A 16,273-nucleotide genomic window follows, 5' to 3' on the forward strand; every position below is an offset into this window, starting at 1 on the left:
GGAGCCTCAAATTTCCTCTCCCCCAACCACTCTTGAACGAAATAGCCGGTCGGCGCCGGAAGTGGGAACAGGGGTCAGGTCACCGACTGGAGGGACGAGTAGACCACGACGTTGGACTCGTAGCTCTTCGTCGCCTGATCGAACTGGCCGCCGCAGGTGACCACCTGCAGGGTCGCCCCGCCGCGCGGGCCGAACACGAGCTGGTCGGGGAACTGCGTCTTGAGGTACATCCGCACATCGGTGACCTTGAAGTGGGCGGTCTTACCGTCGGCGCGGGTCACATCGATCGTGTCGCCGGACTTGACGTGCTTCAGGGAGAAGAACACGCCGATGCCCTTGTACGAGTCGACGTGACCGAGAATCACCGCCGATCCCTGTTCGCCGGGGGCCGGTCCCTTCTGGTACCACCCGGCCTGCTGATAGTTGGCGGGCACCTGAACCGAGCCATCGGTGTTGAGCCCAACCGAGATCAGCGATCCCGAGGCATTGATCGAGGCGATCTTGAACGAGACCGGGGTCGATCGGCTGATCGGCGGTGCGGTCTGTACGCCGGTGGATGTCGCCGCGGCGTGGCCGCTCGGCGTGCTGCTCGACGAGCCGCAGCCGGTGACCAGCACGGCGACGATCGCCACGGCCGCTCCGGCGGCGCCGAAACGCCTTGCGCCGGAATTGATTCTGCTCACTGCCCGCTCACCTGCTGCGCCATGCCGCCGGCGCCGGTGTCCGGTGCGCCCTTGGGAATCACGTATCCGCCGGGCGGGACCTGGTCGGTGACCGCCACACCGCCGGGGATACCGACGGTCGCGTCGGCCGGGATGCTCATGCCGTACGCGATGTCCGGTCCCGCCGCGGCCGCACCGGCGCCGGCCAAGTCGACGCCGCCCAACGCCGCGCCGGTCAGACCGACACCCGTCTGGCCGTTTCCGTTGACGCCCGCGCCGATACCGCCGTTGAGGCCGATCCCGGTCTGGCCGTTGCCATTCACGCCCGCGCCGACGCCGCCGTTGAGTCCGATGCCGGTCTGGCCGTTGCCGTTGATACCGGCGCCGGTGCCGCCGTTGAGTCCGATGCCGGTCTGGCCGTTGCCGTTGATACCGGCGCCGGTGCCGCCGTTGAGTCCGATGCCGGTTTGCCCGTTGCCGTTGATGCCCGCGCCCGTGCCGCCGTTGAGGCCGATACCCGTCTGGCCATTGCCGAGGATGCCCGCGCCCGCACTCGGAGTGATGCCGATGCCGGTATTGCCGTTGCCATTGACCCCCACACCTGTGCCGGTGTTGATCCCCGCGCCGGTGCCGCCGTCGACGTTGATGCCCGCGCCGGTGCTGGTATTGATGCCCGCCCCGGTATTGCCGTTCAGACCTATCCCGGCACCGGGGTTTGCCCCTGGAATGCCACTCGGCGTCACCGCACCGGTCGTACCGGCCCCCACGCCGCCGCCGAGGGTGAGCCCGCCGCCGAGATTACCGCCCAGGTTCACACCCGGAACGGGCGGCGCCGTGGTGGTCGGGGCCGCCATGGCAGTAGGCGTACCCACCGCAATTGCCGCCGCGACAACCGCCGCGGCCCGTGCGAATCTTGCTGACATCATCCCTGCGCTTCCAGGACATTCCCGACACGATTTGTCTTAGCTGTCGTATCGGGCGTCGACGCCGTTACGGGGAGTTTGCCGTGTGTGTAGGGCGTCGCCCTACATCTCGCTCTCCAGTTCGTCTCGGCTTCTGCGCCGCTCGATGCGTCACTGTGCACATCGCCGAGTCATCGAACCGCACCTGCCCGCCTCGGAAGCCGAAGGCGGGCAGGCGAATTCGGGTCTTCCTCAGGGCAGGGGCGGGACCGCGTGTTCGTCGCCGATGAAGTCGACCGAGGAGTACTCGCGCAGCTTCGTCAGGCGGTGGTAGGCGTCGATCATGCGGACCGTGCCGGACTTGGAGCGCATCACGATGGACTGGGTGTATGCGCCGCCGCCGTAGTAGCGAACGCCGCGCAGCAGGTCGCCGTCGGTGACGCCGGTCGCGCAGAAGAAGACGTTCTCGCCCGCGACCAGATCCTCGGTGGACAGGATGCGGTCCAGGTCGTGCCCGGCGTCCAGCGCCTTCTGGCGCTCCGCGTCGTCGGTGGGGGCCAGGCGGCCCTGCAGCGCGCCGCCCATGCAGCGCATCGCCGCGGCCGCGATGATGCCCTCGGGGGTGCCGCCGATGCCGATCAGCATGTCGATGCCGGAATCGGGGCGGGCGCAGGCGATCGCGCCGGCCACGTCGCCGTCGTTGATCAGGCGCACCCGGGCGCCGCCCTCGCGCACGTCCTTGATCAGCTGCGTGTGCCGCGGCCGGTCCAGGATGCAGACGGTCAGGTCGGACACCGACGAGCCCTTGGCCTTGGCCACCCGGCGCAGGTTCTCCGAGATTGGGGCGGCCAGATCGATCACGTCGGCCGCCTCGGGGCCCACCGCGATCTTCTCCATGTAGAACACCGCCGACGGGTCGAACATGGCGCCGCGCTCGGCGACCGCGAGCACCGCGATCGCGCCCGGGGAGCCCTTCGACATCAGCGTGGTGCCGTCGATCGGGTCGACCGCGAAGTCGACCTCGGGGCCGGTGCCGTCGCCGACCGCCTCGCCGTTGTACAGCATGGGCGCCTCGTCCTTCTCGCCCTCGCCGATCACCACCACGCCGCGCATGGACACCGTGTGCACCAGCTGGCGCATCGCATCCACGGCCGCGCCGTCGCCGCCCTCCTTGTCGCCGCGGCCGACCCAGCGGCCCGCGGCCAGCGCGCCCGCCTCGGTCACCCGGACCAATTCCATGGCCAGGTTGCGGTCCGGGGCCTCACGGCGGCTGGTTCCGGGTGTAGGTGCCGTCATCTGCGGTGCCCTCCTCGTTGTCTACTGCTGCGTAAATTGTCGCAGAACGGTTGGACGGGACCGTCGGGTACTGCCGTTCCACCTCCGTAATGAACGAACCCGCGCTGGTCGGCGGGCTGTGACGTGTGCCTCCCGGCGTTCGGGGGCATGACAGGGGAATCGGCCGGAGGTGGATACTGGCCGTGTGGCGAATCCCAAACCCCGCATCCTCAACGACTACCGTGACCTGCTCTGGTCGTTGATTCCGCTGCTGCTGATCTGTGTGGGATTCGCCGCCCTGGCCGGGCAGTGCAGCGTCTCGGCGGGCGGTCCGACACCGGGCAACATTCCGCACTTCGATGCGAAGGCGGCGCTGCAGGACGACGCGCACACGATGCCGTTCCCGATCCGCGAGCCCGCCCTGCCGGGCGACTGGCACCCCAATTCCGGCAGTCACGACACGATCACCGGTGCGGCCGGGGGGCCGGTGAGCACGGTCGGATTCATCACACCGCAGGGCACGTACATGCAGCTGACCCAGTCCGATGCGTCGGCATCGGCCCTGGCCGATCACATCCTGCAGACTCGCAGCCCCTCGGGCACACAGCAGGTCGGCGACCAGAAGTGGACCGTCTACCACGTGCAGGGCTCCGAGCCCGCATGGATCACCGACTTCGGGACGGTCCGGGTGCTGATCAAGGGCGCCGGCAACCAGGCGGCATATACGACCCTCGCCGGCGCGGTCGATGCGTCCCAGCCGTTGCGGCCCTGATCCGGCCTGCGGTTTCGCTCCGTCGGGGCGCGGCCGTGCGATTCGATCAGCGCAACCCGCAGTTGACGTGGGCCCATTTCGGTTAACGTTGGCCGGGTGGATCGTGCGGACTTCGGTTGGCTCGAACAGGTATTGGATCAGCCGATTATCGACGCTGCGCCCGCGACGTGGGGAACGCAGCACGACACCGCCGTGGTGACCCTGGCCGACGGCTCCCGTGTGGTGTCGCAGCTGTACCGCCGCGGCGCCGACGCGGAACGCCGGATGCGCATCATGGACGCGCTGCGAGATCCGGCCGCGGACAAGGGGATTGCGATACCCCGCATCCGCCGGTTCGAGGTCGAGGAGGATCCGCCGTGGATCGTGTTCGAGATGCCGCCGGGCGAACCCGTCGCCAGCCGCGCGCGCATCCCGGTCCTGGCGCGGTCGATGGGCGAGATGCTCGCGACCTTCTCCGAATTACCGTGCGCCGATGTGGAACTCGACGACATGTGGGCCCGCCCGCGGTATCTCGGCGCACGAGCGGACGCATGGGCCGAATGCCTGGCCCCGGCCCTGTCCGCCGAGCAATCCGCCGATCTGGAGCGGGCGCTGGCCGATCTGCCCGCCCTGTTCGACGGCCGCCCGGCGGTGCTGGCCCACGGCGATTACGTTCCGAACAACATTCTCGCGCGCGGCGACGTCGCCGCGGGCCTGCTGGATTTCGACTCCGTCCGCGTCGCCGACCCGCTGTACGACGCGGCCCGGTGGGCCTGGTCGGTCGGCCTCGCCGGTAGCGAGGTGCTGGCCGCGGCCTGGCCCTCGTTCCTGGCGGGAATGGGCATCGATCCGGCTGAACCACTTCTCGCGCAACGTATTCGGCTGTTGCAGGTGGTTCGGACGCTGGAAATGCTTGCCGATGACGATCTGGCGCCGGGCAATTGGCGGGTCGTGCACGAGCGGCTGGTGAGCCTGCTGGGGGAGACATAGCCGAGCCGAACGCCTTCACGATGCACGGGCGCGGCGAATGAGCTGTTCAGTGGCCGCCGCGCACGTAGATCGGCCGAGGACTCAGTGCGGTTCCGTTCCACACCAGTGGTTCCGGTTCGGCCGTTGGGTCCTCTCGGCGCAACCAGCCGACCTGCCATTCCGTGCCGACGAGATCGTAAATGTAGGCATCGGGCCGGTCTTGCACGGTGATCCGCTCGACGGCCTTGGCGCCGTCGAGGCGGAAGGTCAGCTCGGTAAGGGCGTTCGCGCTCGAGTAGCGGACCGGGCGCCGGTGCTCGTCGTGGCCGTAGAGCGCGAACTTCAGGAACAGCAGGCCCAGGAACGAATAGCGTTCCGCGGGTTCGGGGGTGTCGGGTCCGAGCTGCCAGCAGAAGGTGCGATCGATGCCGCACGACAGCGCGAGAATATTGCGGATCACGATGTCATCGGCGTTGCGCCGGTGCCATTCGGCCTCCGCCTCGGGCGGGCAGTCGAGCATGAACATCTGCAGGGCGGAGGGTAATTCGGGCATGCGCTCGTACAGGCGTTCCATCGCGGCGCGAGTCTCCTGCATGATGGTCTGTCCCGAACGGAAGTCCGCGATGGTCAGAGCGTGCCAGGGCCGCATGGGCTCGGTGGCGAGCACGTCGGTCAGTTCGCCGTACACCTCAGGAAACTCGAAGAGCAGCGGACCGTTGTATTCGCCGATCACGACCGGCTTCTCGCCGCCTGCGGCGCGCAGTGCGGCCCGGGCGTTCTCGACCATGACCGGTGTCCGGTACGGGTCGCCGTACGGGTGGAGATCGAATACGTCGTAGTAGTCGTGGCAGGCGCCGATCACATGCAGGAAGAACTCACGCTCGGAATCCGGCTCGTCCATGTTCGCGAAAATTCCTGGTACACAGCCACCGAGGACGACCTGGCTCGCCGGATCGCCGGCTTTGACGGCCGCCTGGAAGCGGGCGAGGTGCCGGACGTAGTCGTCGGCCGAGTCCGCCCAGAACAATCCGTTCGACGGTTCGTTCTCGCACTGCCAGTACCGGACTCGGCCGCCGCAGTGCTCAACCAGCGCGCGCACCATGGCGTCGTAGCCGTCGGGGTCGTGTGGCGTCGAGGCGGGCAGGAAATCGGTGGCACGGGTCGATCCCCACAGCGAGGACGCGGTGATCGTGAACCACAGTTCGGTGTCCTCGTCGCTCTGCGCGAGCACCGCGTCCACGGCCGACCAGTCGTATCGTCCCGGTTCGGGTTCGAGCTGCGACCAGTAGAAGAACACCCGAACCCCACCGGCCCCTAGCTTGCGTACCAGCGGCGTGAAGTTGTCGGTCTCCTCGACCAGGCCGTACTGGATGCCCCGGACCACGCCCAACCGGATATCTGAATTCTCTGTCATGACAACCGATCCTGAACGGCCGCGCTGGCACCACTCTTGCGCGCCGCATGCGCGCCGGGAGCAGCCGAACCGGATCCGGTTCGCTGGGGTGGCTGCGTGATCGGCGTGTTCTGGGCTCCCGCGAGCCACCATCGGCCGTCCCGCTCAACCAGTACGTACAGGGCGATCTCGGAGAATCCGCCCGGTTCGGTGGCGAGCCTGGAGATCTGGGTCAGTACGACTCCCGGCGCGGGCGACGTCGCGCCGACGACTTCGAAGTGCGACGGCGGCGCGACCTGTGCATTCATCAAGCGGCGGTGAATGGCGTTCAATTCGGTGTAGCCGGCTACCGACGCACCATATGGACTGCCCCACACCACGTCTGCCGCGAAAGTGGCATCGTAGCCGTCCGCGTCGCCTGCCGCGCCGGACTGTTGCAGCCCTTCGGCGAACCGTGTGGCCACCTCGTGGGCGGTGGTGGCCCGTGCTGGATCACCGAGCGTAGGTCGGGTGTGCATTCTGCTGTGCTCCAATCATTTTCAGCGGAGGCTGCCGAGGAGGCCGCCATGGAAGGGGATGATTTCGTCGGTGCGGCCGGCGAGGATCTTCGTCAGCCACTCGGGATCTCCCAGCAGGGCCCTGCCGACGGCCACGAGGTCGAATTCGTCGCGCTCCATGCGGTCGACCAGCTCGTCGAGATCCGCGGCTGCGCCGGGTGACATATGAGGAAACTCGTTGCCGAGGCCCACCGAGCCCACACTGATGGTGGGTTTTCCGGTGAGCTTCTTGGCCCAGCCCGCGAGGTTCAGGCCGGATCCCTCGAACTCGGGGAGTTGCAACCGCCGGGTGGAGCAGTGGAAGACGTCTACGCCCGCATCGGTCAGCAGGCCGAGCATGGTCTCGAATTCCTGTGGTTTCTCGGCGATCCGCGCCTGGTAGTGGTTCATCTTCCACTGGGACAAACGGAAGGAGATCGGGAAGTCGCCGGCGACGCGGTCCCGGCACGCGGCCACGATCTCGGCGGCGAAACGGGTACGGCCGGCGACATCGCCGCCGTAGGCGTCGGTGCGCCGGTTGGTGTGGGCCCACAGGAACTGGTCGATCAGATAGCCATGGGCGCCGTGGATCTCGATGCCGTCGAAGCCCAGTGCCTGCGCGGTCGCCGCGGCGGTGGCGTACGCGGCGACCACAGCGTCGATATCGGTCCGGGTCATCTCCCGGCCCGAGTCGGCGCCGTCCAGGGCGATGCCGGAGGGGCCGATCCGCGGGGCGTCGGGGACCGGCGGATTGCCGACGGTGCGATCCATGCCGACGTGCCACAACTGCGGCATGATCCGGCCGCCCGCTTGATGGACCGCCTCGGCCACGGCCGACCAGCCCGCCAGCGCCTCGTCGCCGTGGAAGTGGGGGACCCGGGCGCTACTGCCCGCCGAGTCGTGGCCGACATAGGTGCCCTCGGTGATGATCAGACCAACGCCGGCGGCCGCCCGTCGGGCGTAGTACTGCGCCACATCGTCGCCAGGCACGCCGCCGGGGGAGAACTCGCGCGTCATCGGCGCCATCACGACACGGTTGGGCAGCGTGAGGCTTCCCAGGGAGAAGGGGCGGGCGAGGATGCCGGTCGAATCAGCCACGACGGCCCCCCATCAATGTGTACGCTGTATTCATAGCGTACAACGTACACATGAAAGTGTACTAAGTCCACTGCCGGTACGCTGTACACGACATCATCCGGCGGAAGGAACCCCAAGCGATGGCCCCCCAGGGGAAACAGTCGGCGAACGAGGACAGGGACCCCGTCTCGCTGTGGGAACGCCTCGAACGGCCGGCGCCGGCGCCCCGCGCCACCCTCACTCCCCGGCGGATCGCCGAGGTCGCCGTCGCCGTCGCCGATGCCGAAGGGCTCGACGCGGTGACTATGCGCCGCCTGGCCACCGAACTCGGCGTCGCCCCCATGGCCGCGTACCGCTACGTCACCGGCAAGGACGAGCTCCTCGAGCTGATGGTCGACTTCATCTACGCGGAGCTGGATCTGCCCGACGGCACCGACGGCTGGCGGGCGACCATGCGGTCCGTCGCCCTGCGCACCAGGGAGGTCCTGTTGCGGCACTCCTGGGCGTCGCGGGCGGTGTTCAACGGGCCGACCCCGAATCAGTTGGCCGTGCCGGAGGCGGCCCTCGCCGCACTCGACGACCTCGGGCTCGACGTGGACACCGCCATGGCGGTCTTCAGCACCGTCACCGCCTATGTGCACGGCGCGGTCGACTCGGAGGTCAGGCTGAGCCGGATGCTGCACGCGCACGGCTGGACCACCCGCGAGGAGGCCCGCGCGGGACTGGCCACGCAGATGGCCTGGCTCATGAACACGGGCCGCTACCCGATGTACGCGCGCTATATCCACGACGCCGTCCGCAAGGACGATGTGCGGTGGCAGTTCGAGATCGGGCTCGACTCCGTCCTCGATGGCATCTCGGTGCGCCTCGGGATCTGAAGCGTGGACACCGTTGCCGCCGCCTGTCCACACCGCGCTCGACGTTGACCACGGGACCTCCTTGCTGCGCCGCCGAAGCGACGGTTCCCTCCCGGACAACCTCGGAGATCACGAGTTCACAAGTCTCGCAGCCAAAATCGGAGAGTGCGATTCTGCACTCACCGGAAGCTTTTACTGCTCGTCGGCTGTTTCGCGGTGGGACAGCGCATCCTCGACGCGTCTGCGGGCGCCCGCCAGATGCTCCTCGCATCGGGCGGCCAGGGCCTCGCCGCGCTCCCAGAGCGTCAGCGAGTCGTCCAGGTCCATGCCGCCCTGCTCCAGCATCTTCACGACGTTGACCAGCTCGTCGCGGGCGCGCTCGTAACCGAACGTCGCGATTTCGGCGAGATCACTGTCGTTCACTACGCGACTCCTTTGTGATGGTCTCGGCGCCCAGCGCGGCCGCGTCCTTCGTGATGGTCTGGGCGCCCAGAGCGGCCGCGCTGATCGCGCCGTCGGCGACGCGGACGCGCAGCTGGGTGCCTGGCGGGGAATCTGCGACCGAGCGGATGACGTGGCGTTCGGCGCCCGAAATACGTTGTACCACAGCGTATCCGCGGGCCAGGGTGGCGGCCGGGCCGACCGCGGTGAGCTTCTCGCGCAGGTGTCGGGTGGCGGTGGACTCGGCGGTGAGGGAGTGCTCGACCGCGCGCCGGGCAGCGGTGCGCAGCCGCTCGGTCTCCTCGTGGCGCTGGTCGAGCAGGCGCAGCGGGTCGGATAGCACCGGCCGCGAGCGCAGCTGATCCAGCGCCCGCAATTCGCGCTGCACCCAGCCGCGCAGCGCCGCGGCGGACCGCTCGCGCAGCTCGTGCACCCGCGCGCGCTCCGCGGCCACATCGGGCACGATCCGCTTGGCGGCATCGGTGGGCGTGGCCGCGCGCAGATCGGCGACATAGTCCGAGAGCGGATTGTCCGGCTCGTGCCCGATCGCACTGACTATGGGCGTCGTCGCGGAAACGATTGCGCGGCACAGGGTTTCGTCGGAAAACGGCAGCAGATCCTCGACGCTGCCGCCGCCGCGGGCCAGCACGATCACGGCCACGTCCGGATGCCGGTCGAGCTCGGCGAGGGCCTCGAGGATCTGCGGCACCGCCGTCGGTCCCTGCACCGCGGTATTGCGGACCTCGAAACGTACTGCGGGCCAGCGCTGTTGGGCCACGCTGAGCACATCGCGCTCGGCGGCGCTGGCGCGGCCGGTGATCAGCCCGATCGTCCCGGGCAGGAAGGGAATCGGGCGCTTGAGGCGCGGATCGAACAGTCCCTCCGCGGCCAGCAGGGCCTTGAGCCGTTCGATGCGGGCCAGCAGTTCGCCGATGCCGACTGGCCGAATCTCGGTAACCCGCAACGACAATGTGCCGCGCCCGGTGAAATACGTCAGCTTGCCGTAGACGACGACCCGGCTGCCCTCCTGCAGCGGCACCGCCGAACTGCGCAGCAGCGCGGGGTCGCAGGTCACCGAGAGTGACATGTCCGCGGCCGGATCGCGCAGCACCAGAAACGCGGTACGCGAGCCCGGGCGGACATTCATCTGTGTGATCTGACCCTCCACCCAGACGCTGCCGAGCCGGTCGATCCACTGCGATACCTTCAGCGCGATACTGCGCACGGGCCAGGGATTCTCGGCCGAATTCGACGGGCGGGCCGAGCCGGAATTCGCCGATTCGCCGGCGGCGGGCCGTGCCGTCGGCTCCGGTGTCGTGGGGTCCGTCACTTGGCCTGCACGGTGGCGATCCGGTTCGTCAGCATCGTCACGAATGCCGCGCGGTCGCGGGTCCGGCGCTCGTAGTCCAGCAGCGCGTTGAGGTCGGTGACGCTGAGCATGCGCAGGCGGGCGCGCAGCTGGGCCAGCGTCATGTTCAGATAGTCGTAGCGGGCGGCGACCTCCGGCTCGGTGACCGTGCCGGGCGGGGTGTGACCGTTGGTGGAAGCCTTTGCCGCGGTGGTGGATTCGGGTGCGGGGGATTCGGTTGCCGCGGTGGCGGATTGGTCCGACCCGGCCGTGGTGACCTCGAATTCGGTCGCCGCCGCGGCGGGCGCGGGCTCCCATTCGGCGGGCTCCGGCTCGGGCGCGGTGTAGAGGTCGAAGCGGCTCAGCGTGGCCGATTCGTGCCCACCCTCGAATCGCGGCTCGACATCCTCGTCCTCGTCGAAGGTGGCCCATTCGGGCTGCTCCTCCGCGCGGTTGACCAGCTGATCGAAAACCTCGTCGCCCTTGAGGGCGAGACTGGTCACGAACTGTTGTGCGTGCATGGTGGTCTGCAGCAGCTGGCTGATCGCGGTGATCGGCAAATGCATTGCCGTCGCGGGCAGCCGGCGAGCTTCCTCGAGGGCGAACACGGCAGCCCCGGCGGCGACCCGGGCGATGAACGGCGGTCGAAACATAGCCCTAGCCTGCCCGATTCGCGGGGTGAAGCAAAGGATGGAATCCACGTGCGCCATTCTTGCCGCAGCCCTTCCGGTGGAATACACCGGCCCGCGTGATATGCGAATGCGCGAGCACACCGCCGGCACCGCCCGCAGCTTCGACGGCGGAGCCGAGCTCGAGCCGGTGTAGTAGTGCGCGGCCCGCAGGAACGGCCGCCGATGCGGGCGGATTCGCCGTCGCGGGCCGATACTGTGAATCGTGAGCGGACTCACAGCGCGGCGCTGCCTCGCGACGCGAGACCGGCCGTGACCGCCCGCGTGTCGGACGAGTCCCGCACGTAAGCTGTGGGGCATGTCCTCGGCAATCCCCTTGAACGTCGGAATCGCCCGGTCGGCGGGTGCTAGCGCGGCCGGTTCGGCCAAGCGCGTGCTGCTCGCCGAGCCACGTGGCTACTGCGCCGGTGTGGACCGCGCGGTGGAGACCGTGGAGCGCACGCTGGACAAGCACGGCGCACCGATCTATGTGCGCAAGGAAATCGTGCACAACCGGCACGTCGTGGAGACGCTGCGCGAGCGCGGCGTCGTCTTCGTCGACGATACCGACGAGGTGCCCGAGGGCGCGGTCGTGGTGTTCTCCGCCCACGGCGTCTCGCCGATGGTGCACGAGGCCGCCGCCGCCCGTCACCTGCACACCATCGACGCCACCTGCCCACTGGTCACCAAGGTGCACCAGGAGGCCAAGCGCTTCGCCCGGGACGATTTCGACATCCTGCTCATCGGCCACGAGGGTCACGAGGAGGTCGAGGGCACCGCCGGTGAGGCCCCCGACCACGTGCAGCTGGTCGACGGCCCGGATTCGGTCGAGGGCGTCACCGTCCGCGACGAGAACAAGGTCATCTGGTTGTCCCAGACCACCCTGTCGGTCGACGAGACCATGGAGACGGTGGCCCGGCTACGGGAGAAGTTCCCGAAGCTGCAGGATCCGCCGAGCGACGACATCTGCTACGCCACCTCGAACCGCCAGACCGCGGTGAAGGCGATGGCTCCCGAGTGCGATCTGGTGATCGTGGTCGGCTCGCGCAACTCCTCCAACTCCAAGCGCCTGGTCGAGGTCGCGCTCGGCGCCGGCGCCGGGGCCTCGTATCTGGTCGACTTCGCCCAGGAGGTGAATCCGGCTTGGTTCGAGGGCGTACGCACGATCGGCGTCACCTCCGGCGCCTCGGTCCCGGAGATCCTCGTCCGCGGCCTGCTGGATCTGCTGGCCGAACACGGGTACGCCGACGTCCAGCCCGTTACCACCGCCAACGAGACCCTGGTCTTCTCCCTGCCCCGCGAACTGCGTGCCGCCCGGCAGTAGGAGGCCTCCCGGCCCGCACCCGATCCGGGGGCGCTGCGACCTGCGCGGGAACCGGCAGTCGCTCGGGCTGCCGGTGGCCTGTGCTGCACGAGCACGCCCGCGAGGAGCTGAGTAGCCGGCGCTGATACGCGCAGATCCCCGGTCCAGAATTCCGGACCGGGGATCTCGCTTTTTGCTCGGCAGTGACGATCCGTGCGGGACCGCTTCCGCTCAGTGTTCTATGCGACCGGCGTCGCGCTCGCGATAGCGCACGTTCGGGCGGGGGTGCGGGGGGACGTCGCCGTATTCGGGGCGTGGACGGCGGGGCTGCTCGGCCGGCGCGGCGGCGGCGGGGCGCTTGCGGGGCTCCGCGGAGCGTTGGGGCTGGCCGGCGCCCGCGCCACGCTGGCGCGGGTCGGCGGAGCGCTGACGCGACTGTTGATCCGCGCCGCGCTGGCGGGGCAGTGCGTCCGGGTCACGGCGTCGGGGGGTCGCCTCGGAGTCGCGGCGGCGCGGGGCCGGATCGTTGTCGGGGCGGCGTGAGGGTGCGTCCGCGGTGTCGCGGTGACGGGACGGTGCCTCTGCGCTGTCGCGGTGGCGGGACGGCGCGTCCGCGTTGCGGCGCTGGCGGGCGGGATCGGCCTCGCGGCGGGTGCGGGGCGCGTCGGGGTCGCGGCGGCGGCGGGGTGCGTCGCTGTCGCGGCGCTGGGCGGGCGTCTCGTCGGCCTCGGAGCCGCTGTGGGACGACGCGGCGGGTGCGGCTGCACGCTCGCTGGTCCGCGAGGCCGCTGCGGATACGCGCGGCGGGCGGTCGGCGACCCGCCCGGCGCCCTTTCGGCCCGCGCGGGTCGGCGTAGCGGCCTCCTCGTCGGCGGCCGGGGATTGCGAGCGAGCTCGGCGGCGCAGCGCATCGGAGGCGCTCGATCCAGGGGCCTTGCGGGCGCGCTCGCCGACGGGGCTGCCCTTGCCGGCGCGGCGGCCGCGCGCCCGGGTGGCGGCGGCCGCATCGGCCATGTTGCGATGCAGCACCAGTCGGCCCAGTCCGATCGCCAGCGCCAGGACGGTGGCAATGGCCATCGTCGGGAAGCGGTTCATCAGCGGCAGGGCCAGATTGAGCAGGATGTCCTTCAGCGACGTCGAGGAGTGGCCCAGCAGCTGCTGGTAGGCGACGGGCACCGCGAGGAACAGCAGCAGGGGCGGGGTCACCATCGTGGTGAACAGGCCGCGGTATCGCACCACGAGCGCCGCGAGCGCGCAGCCGATGATGTAGAAGGCAGCAAAAACGTTGGTCAGGTCCTTGCCACCACCGCTGGCGTCGATGAAGAATCCGATCGAGGTGCACACGACCGCGATCAACACCGCCGCGCCGGCGGGGACGCCGGGCACGGTCGGGATGATCGAGCGGTGCGGTGCCGGCACCTCTGATCGCTCGCGTTGGGTAGCTGCCACGTTAAGCACACTATCTGCCACAACGGGAACGTGTGTCGAGGCTGGGCGGATGAACCGGTTACTCGTCGGTGTCTGTGAACCATGCCGCGCGCGGTCGTTGCTCCACGCGCCGGATTGCTGACACCTCCCGATCCCCGATTTCCAGCTCGTGCAGCCGCCGGGCCGTCACCATCACCCGCGACTCGACCGACGCCACTGCCTGGTTGAAAGCGTCTACGGCCTTACCGAGTTGAGCACCGAGCCGATCCAGGTGGGCGCCGGTGGTGCTCAGCCGGGTATACAGCTCGCGACCAAGTTGCTGAATGATTGCCGTGTCGTGGGAGAGCGCCTCCTGCCGCCAACCGTATGCGACCGTTCGGAGCAGTGCTATCAGCGTGGTGGGTGTTGCGAGGATCACGTTCCGGCCGAACGCGTATTCCAGCAGTCCCGAGTCGCCCGTCAGCGCGGCGTCCAGGAACGGGTCTCCCGGGACGAACAGGACAACGAACTCCGGGGATGGATCGAAGGCGGCCCAGTACGCCTTGTCGGCCAGCTGATCGATGTGCGCTCGGAGGTGCTTGGCATGACGGGTCAGGTGCTCGGTCCGCAGCCGGGGATCGTCCTGGCCGGTCGCGTCCAGATAGGCCGCCAGCGGCACCTTGGCATCCACGACGATGTGCCGCCCGCCCGCCAGGCGCACCACCAGATCCGGTCGCACCCCGCCGTCGCTGCCGGTGCGGCTGACCTGGGTGTCGAAATCGCAGTGCCGTGACATGCCGGCCAGCTCCACCACGCGCTCCAGCTGGATCTCGCCCCACCGCCCGCGGACCTGCGGCGCCCGCAGCGCCGAGACCAGCTGCCCGGTCTGCGCGGAGAGCTGGTGCGACACCCGCTGCATGCCGGCCACCTGCTCGCGCAGGCCCGAATAGGCGTTGATGCGGTTGTGCTCGACCTGGGCGATGTGCTGATTCAGCGCGCCGACCGCCTCGCGCAGCGGCTCCACCAGCGAACCGATCGCATGCGAATTGCGCCGCGCGGCATCCTCGCTCACCGCGCCGAGCGACTGGCGCAGCAGGCGCTCGTTGTCGCGCAGGGCCACCAAGCGGGCCTCGGCCGCGGTCGCTCGCTGCCCGGCCCGGGCGACATGCCCGAGCCACCCCAGGCCCGTCCCGGCGGCAAACACCAACAGCAGCGCAAACAGCATCGGTGCGGTCATGCCGCAGATAGTGCCCTACGCCACCGACAAGTACGCGTCTCGGGCAATTCCGCAGCAGCAGAGAGATATGCGAACCACCTCCGGCCAGGCATGCCGCGGCCGGGCTCGCCGTGCGCGGATGTGTGGCCGCCGGTGCGGGCGGCCCAATTGGGACCCATTCGGGGTGGCGGCTGCGAATCTGTCGGTGGCATCGCCTACGGTTTCGCGGCATGCGGATGCTGCATACGTCTGACTGGCATATCGGGCGCACCTTCCACGGCGTCGATCTGCTAGCCGACCAAGCGCGTTCGCTCGAATCGATCGCGGAACTCGTCGCGCAGCACGGGGTCGAGGTGGTGCTGCTGCCCGGTGATGTGTACGACCGGTCGATACCCAGCGCCGATGCGATCGCGGTGTGCAATCGCGGATTCGAGGCGATCCGGGCCGCGGGCGCGGCCATCGTGGCCACGTCCGGTAATCACGACTCGCCGGCCCGGCTCGGCGCGCTCGGGAGTTTCGCCGCCGCCGGCGGCCTGCATCTGCGCACCTCCGTGGCGGACCTGCAGCGACCTGTCGTGCTCACCGACGAGCACGGGGAGATCGCCTGTTACGGCATCCCCTACCTGGAGCCGGAGATCACGCGCGTGGAACTGGGTGTACCGCAGGCCCGTTCGCACGCGGAGATCCTGGCGGCGGCCATGGACCGTGTGCGCGCCGACCTCGACGGGCGGGGCGCGCCGCGATCGGTCGTGCTGGCACATGCCTTCGTGGTCGGCGGGGAGGCGACCGGCTCGGAACGCTCGATCTCGGTCGGCGGGGTGGAGACGGTGCCGATGAGCGCCTTCGACGGCATCGACTACGTCGCGCTCGGGCATCTGCACTCACCCCAGACGCTGTCGGAATCGGTGCGCTATTCCGGTTCGCCCCTGCCGTATTCGTTCGCCGAACGTTCACACCGCAAGGCGGTCTGGATCGCCGAGCTGGGGCCCGACGGGCTGGGTGAGGTGCGCCGGCACGACCTGCCCCAGGTGCGCGGGCTCTCGCAGCTCACCGGCACCCTGGAGGAGTTGCTCACGAACGAGGCGCATGCCGCGGTGCGGGAGGACTACGTCTCCGCGACGCTCATCGACCACACCCGCCCGATCGACGCCCTGCGCCGCCTGCGCCAGCGTTTCCCGCATGCGGTGCACGTGGAATGGATTCGTCCCGAGGGCAATCCGGAGCTGCGCTATCGTGAGCGGGTGCAGGGGCGCCGCGACATCGAGGTAGCGCACAGTTTCCTCAGCGACGTGCGCGGCGAACCCACCGACGGCGAAATGGCGTGGGTCGAGCGCGCATTGGCGGTGGCGACCTCCGAGCGGGAGACGTTGTCGCCCGATATCGCGACGGCCGCCGAGGGGCTCAGCGCGTGAGCGGAGCGCCTGCGATGCGGCGGCGTCCCGTGCGCAGTTCAGCGGAGCGAAGGATG

General features: G+C 69.4%; 17 protein-coding genes. 6 read left to right on the top strand and 11 right to left on the bottom strand.

Features of this window, described 5'->3' with window-relative positions; all coding sequences use genetic code 11:
• Positions 1–74: 74 nt before the first annotated feature.
• The 3 genes from ABH933_RS13450 to glpX form a co-directional block, all read right to left on the bottom strand.
• Entirely contained in the window at positions 75–683 is a 609-nt protein-coding gene (locus ABH933_RS13450; protein ID WP_429423076.1) for a class F sortase, read from the bottom strand.
• Positions 680–1,516 carry a hypothetical protein gene (locus tag ABH933_RS13455; protein WP_429423074.1) on the bottom strand — a complete coding sequence of 279 codons (837 nt, stop codon included), beginning with the start codon at positions 1,514–1,516 and terminating at the stop codon, positions 680–682. The genes ABH933_RS13450 and ABH933_RS13455 overlap by 4 nt, the downstream gene beginning before the upstream one ends.
• 300 nt (positions 1,517–1,816) lie before the next feature.
• Complete coding sequence (glpX, locus tag ABH933_RS13460; RefSeq protein WP_429423072.1) at positions 1,817–2,860, bottom strand: class II fructose-bisphosphatase; 1,044 nt, start codon at positions 2,858–2,860, stop codon at positions 1,817–1,819.
• 184 nt (positions 2,861–3,044) lie between these two features.
• Between glpX and ABH933_RS13465 the strand changes: the two genes are divergently transcribed.
• Complete coding sequence (locus ABH933_RS13465) at positions 3,045–3,611, top strand: DUF4245 domain-containing protein (protein WP_429423070.1); 567 nt, start codon at positions 3,045–3,047, stop codon at positions 3,609–3,611.
• 96 nt (positions 3,612–3,707) lie between these two features.
• A complete protein-coding gene (locus ABH933_RS13470) occupies positions 3,708–4,580 on the top strand; it encodes a phosphotransferase (RefSeq protein WP_429423069.1) in 873 nt (290 codons plus the stop codon).
• 46 nt (positions 4,581–4,626) lie between these two features.
• Here ABH933_RS13470 and ABH933_RS13475 read toward each other — a convergent pair whose 3' ends face one another.
• From ABH933_RS13475 to ABH933_RS13485, 3 genes are read right to left on the bottom strand one after another with little or no spacing between them, the layout of a single operon-like run.
• On the bottom strand, positions 4,627–5,973 hold the full coding sequence (locus ABH933_RS13475) for a hypothetical protein (protein WP_429423067.1): 1,347 nt from the start codon (positions 5,971–5,973) through the stop codon (positions 4,627–4,629).
• A complete protein-coding gene (locus ABH933_RS13480; protein ID WP_429423065.1) occupies positions 5,970–6,470 on the bottom strand; it encodes a DUF4440 domain-containing protein in 501 nt (166 codons plus the stop codon). The genes ABH933_RS13475 and ABH933_RS13480 overlap by 4 nt, the downstream gene beginning before the upstream one ends.
• Positions 6,471–6,491: 21 nt before the next feature.
• Positions 6,492–7,586: an NADH:flavin oxidoreductase gene (locus tag ABH933_RS13485; protein WP_429423063.1), complete on the bottom strand. Its 1,095-nt coding sequence runs from the start codon at positions 7,584–7,586 to the stop codon at positions 6,492–6,494.
• A 119-nt stretch (positions 7,587–7,705) separates the two neighbouring features.
• On the opposite strand from ABH933_RS13485, the gene ABH933_RS13490 reads away from it, so the two are divergent.
• Positions 7,706–8,443: a TetR/AcrR family transcriptional regulator gene (locus tag ABH933_RS13490; RefSeq protein WP_429423061.1), complete on the top strand. Its 738-nt coding sequence runs from the start codon at positions 7,706–7,708 to the stop codon at positions 8,441–8,443.
• Positions 8,444–8,614: 171 nt separating this feature from the next.
• Here ABH933_RS13490 and ABH933_RS13495 read toward each other — a convergent pair whose 3' ends face one another.
• Genes ABH933_RS13495 through ABH933_RS13505 form a run of 3 tightly spaced genes read right to left on the bottom strand, consistent with a single transcriptional unit; the run spans position 8,615 to position 10,864 of the window.
• Positions 8,615–8,845, bottom strand: a complete 231-nt coding sequence (locus ABH933_RS13495) for an exodeoxyribonuclease VII small subunit (protein ID WP_429423059.1) — start codon at positions 8,843–8,845, stop codon at positions 8,615–8,617.
• Positions 8,832–10,193 (bottom strand): exodeoxyribonuclease VII large subunit, encoded by a 1,362-nt coding sequence (xseA, locus tag ABH933_RS13500; RefSeq protein ID WP_429423057.1) that lies wholly within the window; start codon positions 10,191–10,193, stop codon positions 8,832–8,834. The genes ABH933_RS13495 and xseA overlap by 14 nt, the downstream gene beginning before the upstream one ends.
• The gene (locus ABH933_RS13505; protein ID WP_429423055.1) at positions 10,190–10,864 is read right to left on the bottom strand and encodes a lipid droplet-associated protein; all 675 of its coding nucleotides are present in this window, start codon (positions 10,862–10,864) and stop codon (positions 10,190–10,192) included. Before ABH933_RS13505 ends, xseA begins: the two co-directional genes overlap by 4 nt.
• Before the next feature lie 37 nt (positions 10,865–10,901).
• Here ABH933_RS13505 and ABH933_RS13510 point away from each other — a divergent pair, with 37 nt between their 5' ends.
• Both ABH933_RS13510 and ABH933_RS13515 read left to right on the top strand, forming a co-directional pair.
• Positions 10,902–11,036: a hypothetical protein gene (locus tag ABH933_RS13510; RefSeq protein ID WP_429423053.1), complete on the top strand. Its 135-nt coding sequence runs from the start codon at positions 10,902–10,904 to the stop codon at positions 11,034–11,036.
• A gap of 162 nt (positions 11,037–11,198) precedes the next feature.
• Positions 11,199–12,203, top strand: a complete 1,005-nt coding sequence (locus ABH933_RS13515) for a 4-hydroxy-3-methylbut-2-enyl diphosphate reductase (RefSeq protein WP_429423051.1) — start codon at positions 11,199–11,201, stop codon at positions 12,201–12,203.
• A gap of 210 nt (positions 12,204–12,413) precedes the next feature.
• Here the strand turns inward: ABH933_RS13515 and ABH933_RS13520 are convergent, their stop codons facing one another.
• Together ABH933_RS13520 and ABH933_RS13525 are read right to left on the bottom strand one after the other, a co-directional pair.
• Positions 12,414–13,631 carry a DUF6542 domain-containing protein gene (locus ABH933_RS13520; protein WP_429423049.1) on the bottom strand — a complete coding sequence of 406 codons (1,218 nt, stop codon included), beginning with the start codon at positions 13,629–13,631 and terminating at the stop codon, positions 12,414–12,416.
• A 58-nt stretch (positions 13,632–13,689) separates the two neighbouring features.
• On the bottom strand, positions 13,690–14,826 hold the full coding sequence (locus ABH933_RS13525) for a DNA recombination protein RmuC (protein ID WP_429423047.1): 1,137 nt from the start codon (positions 14,824–14,826) through the stop codon (positions 13,690–13,692).
• Positions 14,827–15,035: 209 nt separating this feature from the next.
• Between ABH933_RS13525 and ABH933_RS13530 the strand changes: the two genes are divergently transcribed.
• Positions 15,036–16,217 carry an exonuclease SbcCD subunit D gene (locus ABH933_RS13530; protein ID WP_429423045.1) on the top strand — a complete coding sequence of 394 codons (1,182 nt, stop codon included), beginning with the start codon at positions 15,036–15,038 and terminating at the stop codon, positions 16,215–16,217.
• The last annotated feature ends 56 nt before the right edge of the window (positions 16,218–16,273 follow it).

The organism is Nocardia sp. GP40, from assembly GCF_050434125.1.
In the GTDB taxonomy this organism is placed as follows: Bacteria; Actinomycetota; Actinomycetes; order Mycobacteriales; family Mycobacteriaceae; genus Nocardia; species Nocardia albiluteola.